Source organism: Aminobacter sp. P4_D5, from assembly GCF_056401815.1.
Window position 1 is genome coordinate 1 of sequence record NZ_JBFUIP010000405.1, and the last position, 1,122, is coordinate 1,122.

The window sequence follows — 1,122 nt, forward strand, 5'->3', positions numbered from 1 at the left end:
CCCCAGGGGTGTTCGAGGTCTTTTGTTACGACATCGGCGCGAAGCTTGACCTTTTGCGTGTCAACATCGCGGCCCAGGGCAAGGGCTGGCGAAACAAGAAGCATGAAGGCGAGCGCGTAGAGACAAGGCTTCAAGGTCATTGGTCCGACATAGGTGCAAAGACGGGAGCGGCAACCATGACAGAGCATCAAAGCGGTGCAGTTTCAATCACAAGCGGGTGAAGGAAAGCGGCGCCAGGTTTTCGCTACCAACAGCTCAATGGTGGCAAACGAATTTTTTGACGTGAATTCTGCGTCAGGATTGCTATATTCGCCGGAGATAGAGGTGAGACGGTTCCGTTAGCGAGGCTGCCGGACCGTTTTCTTTTTTTGTGCCTCGCGGCAACAACAGGCAAGCCGCGCGGCAAAGGCCAGGAGAGGTCGACTATGAACAAGGTTCCGATGACGGCGGGTGGGTTCGTCGCGCTGAAGGAAGAGCTGCGCTGGCGCCAGCAGGAAGAGCGTCCGCGCATCATCGAGGCCATCGCCGAGGCACGCTCGCATGGCGATCTTTCGGAGAACGCCGAATATCACGCGGCGAAAGAATCGCAGAGCCTCAATGAGGGCCGGGTCAACGAGCTCGAGGACTATATAGCGCGCGCCGAGGTGATCGACGTCACCAAGCTCAATGGCGACAAGATCAAGTTCGGCGCTACGGTTGTTCTCCTCGACGACGACACCGAGGAAAAGAAGACCTATCAGATCGTCGGCGACCAGGAAGCCGACGTGAAGTCGGGTCGCATTTCGATCTCCTCGCCGATTGCGCGTGCGCTGATCGGCAAGGAAGTGGGCGACGCCATCGAGGTCAACGCGCCGGGCGGCGCACGTGGCTACGAGATCGTCCAGGTGCAGTTCATCTGAGGCGCGGAACGGCATTGGCCGTCGCCATGCCGGACCAGGCAAAGAAGATCGAGACTGCCGACCGCGCCGAAAAATCCGGCGCGGTCGGCATGGCGCGCATCGAGGTGCTCGCGCCCAATCTCAAAAAACGGCTTTCAGGCGTCACCAGCACCATCGTGCAACTGGTGCCGGTACAGGCGCGCGATCTGGGCATTGCCGTGTGCGGGCCCGGCCTGCCCGAGAC

Annotated in this window: 2 protein-coding genes and 1 pseudogene; all 3 read left to right on the forward strand. The window is 60.1% G+C overall.

Annotation, left to right across the window (positions count from 1 at the left end; translation table 11 throughout):
* Positions 1–221: hypothetical protein (locus tag AC1DWF_RS32270; protein ID WP_476842603.1), on the forward strand; the 221-nt coding region annotated here is incomplete at its 5' end.
* A 204-nt stretch (positions 222–425) separates the two neighbouring features.
* Positions 426–899 carry a transcription elongation factor GreA gene (greA, locus tag AC1DWF_RS32275; protein ID WP_476782780.1) on the forward strand — a complete coding sequence of 158 codons (474 nt, stop codon included), beginning with the start codon at positions 426–428 and terminating at the stop codon, positions 897–899.
* A 26-nt stretch (positions 900–925) separates the two neighbouring features.
* Positions 926–1,122, forward strand: a pseudogene (locus AC1DWF_RS32280) (glycosyltransferase family 1 protein); the annotation flags it as partial.